2 protein-coding genes are annotated in these 2,542 nt (G+C 49.8%); both read left to right on the top strand.

Annotated elements, in window-relative coordinates:
* The first annotated feature begins 375 nt into the window (after window positions 1–375).
* Window positions 376–2,058 carry a methyl-accepting chemotaxis protein gene (locus OGY13_RS00955; protein ID WP_286637517.1) on the top strand — a complete coding sequence of 561 codons (1,683 nt, stop codon included), beginning with the start codon at window positions 376–378 and terminating at the stop codon, window positions 2,056–2,058.
* Between the two features lie 99 nt (window positions 2,059–2,157).
* Window positions 2,158–2,475, top strand: coding sequence for a hypothetical protein (locus OGY13_RS00950; protein ID WP_082261903.1), 318 nt, complete (start codon window positions 2,158–2,160; stop codon window positions 2,473–2,475).
* Window positions 2,476–2,542 lie beyond the last annotated feature (67 nt).

The raw sequence follows: 2,542 nt of genomic DNA, 5'->3' as shown, positions 1-2,542 counted from the left end.
TTGAATGGGTTCATGTGCAGCTCCATCAGCAAAAGGGGATGATAAGTTTATCACCACCGACTATTTGCAACAGTGCCGTTAAAGTTTACCGGACTGTTGCCGATAATCTTATTAACGTTGTGACAGCCCTCTACGCAACGGTAGACCCCATAGACATTGTCAGATTTCAGACCAGCCCTCACCGTCTGGTCTTTTTTGGCAGGACGCTTCGGGGTATTAAATGGTCGTGTCTGACACACTCCATTCAGGCACACTGATACCGATAACAGATCTCGTTAATCAAAATATGATTCCTCATAAATAAGTCTGGAGGCACCAGTTATTTGTCAGGGAGACCGGGGTCCGAAATAACCAGCTTCATTCACGGGTAATAAAATGAAAATCAAAGACTTTAGTGTGGGTATCAGGCTGGCTGGCAGCTTCAGCCTAATTCTGGTTCTTGTCATGATCATGACAGTGACCGGAGTGTGGTACCTGAACTCTATGCTCACTTCCACCGATCGCGTGATGAATAATTATCTTCTGCAGGAGCGTATGGCGAATGAATGGCAGACCGCTATTGAATCAAACGGTGCGCTTGGACTGGTTCTGCTGACGTCGGGGGACCCGGATATCAGGACATATGCACAGCAGCGGATAAAGAAAAACTCTGCTCGCGTGGATATACTGCAGGATAAATTTAACAGGGAGCTTACTTCAGAGCAGGGTATTAAGCTGCTGAAAACCATTGGTGAAAAGCGTCAGGTGTATGCAGATACCCAGGTAAAAGCTCTTCAGATCAGTGAGCAGGGGGACCGTGAAGCCCTGAACAACTTCATTCGGTCACAGCAGTTACCGATCATAAATGACTACATGGCCAGTCTGCAGGCACTGGTGGAATACGAAAAAACAAGCATAGATAAAGCGGGTGAAGTTATCGCTGATAATGGTACGACAGCCATACTGACACTGATCATCACTGGGTGTATGGCGCTTCTTCTGGGAGGTGTGCTGGCATGGCTGATCACCAGAAGCATTACCTGTCCGTTGATTTCAGCCGTCCGGATTGCCCGGGAAGTGGCGGAAGGTAACCTGTGTGTGGAGATTAAAGTGGACTCACAGGACCAGCTGGGGCAACTGATGCAGGCACTGCGTGATATGTGCGGGAGTCTGAGTAACACCGTCCGGGAAGTACGTCAGGGAGCGGACAATATTGCGCTGACTGCAGCAGAAATCAGCAGTGGTAATACAGACCTGTCAGCCCGCACCGAAGAGCAGGCTGCCGGTGTGGAACAGACGGCGGCCACTCTGGAACAACTGACGGCCACCATAAACAATACTGCCGGCAATACAGCACAGGTTTACCAGTTTGTGACAGAAACAACGGCCATTGTGAAACAGAATGGAGTGGTCATGAGTGAGGTGTCTTCCCGGATACAGGAGATTTACGACACCTCGTCTGAAATGACAGCCATCATCCAGGTCATCGACGGGATTGCCTTCCAGACCAACATTCTCGCGCTTAATGCTGCCGTGGAAGCCGCACGCGCCGGCGAGTCCGGCCGTGGATTTGCGGTTGTGGCCGGAGAGGTTCGTAATCTGGCTCAGCGCAGTGCTTCTGCCGCGCGGGAAATAAAAGAGCTCATTGATGACTCCGTTTCCCGCATTGCATCCGGCCGTACCCTGGTTGAAAAAGCAGACAGGGGAATGGAGGATATCATCAGTAACGTCCAGAGCATGGAAGGGCTGATTGACGAAATAGCCAAGGCCAGTCGTGAGCAGGGAGATGGTATTGCCCAGATTAACAGCGCCATGGGCCAGATAGACAGCACCACCCAACAAAATGCAGCTCTGGTGGAACAGTCTGCAGCCACTGCCGCTTCGTTGCAGAATCAGTCATGGATTCTGCAGGAGAAGGTGAGCGTATTTCGTCTCCGTGATAATAAAAAACGCGATGCTGAACGAAAAAATACCATAGTACCGACAATCAGCAACACCAGCCCGCAGAGTAAGGTTAAAGCGGTAAAGTCCGTTCGTGAAACGGAACAACACGCCAGCGAGAACTGGGAAACCTTCTGACCCCCGACAACAGCGGGATCCTGTCGTTCCCGTTTTGTCAGCCATAATCTCCCGGCATGGTGTTCGCACTGTGCCGGTTATTTACAGGCGACAGTAATAATGAGTGAAATAAATCCCCGTCAGGCTAAATATGCAGACATACATGCGAAACTGACCGACCGGATGCAGTCTGTCAGGGTCATCCTTGAACAGATGGAAGGACACGAGTACGCCGCAATCAGCACCTACATGAATAACATGGAAGCGATTGCCTGCTTTTACGAGGAGGCAGGGGAAAGTCTCAGTGAGCCAGACTTCCTGAACTACCTGAAACAAAACGACCTTAACCTGTTTATTGAAATTCTCTCTGTGGGACGCGCCATTTCACTGATGAATAACCTGCTGGTGAATATAAGGCGGCTTGTAGTGGCACAGTAAATTTGGCCACCTGATTAAAGGTGATATTCTCACCTCAACACAAAACAGGTGACTTAATGAACAAGAA

The sequence above is a fragment of the Citrobacter sp. Cpo045 genome (assembly GCF_030332875.1).
GTDB lineage: Bacteria > Pseudomonadota > Gammaproteobacteria > Enterobacterales > Enterobacteriaceae > Citrobacter > Citrobacter portucalensis.
The sequence above is the reverse complement of the archived record's forward strand: the minus strand, read 5'-3'. Positions and strand labels throughout refer to the sequence as shown.

What these genes read in the sequence shown, in the direction of transcription:
- OGY13_RS00955 (WP_286637517.1), top strand. Translation starts at nt 376, where the DNA reads ATGAAAATCAAAGACTTTAGTGTGGGTATCAGGCTGGCTGGCAGCTTC.
- OGY13_RS00950 (WP_082261903.1), top strand. Translation starts at nt 2,158, where the DNA reads ATGAGTGAAATAAATCCCCGTCAGGCTAAATATGCAGACATACATGCG.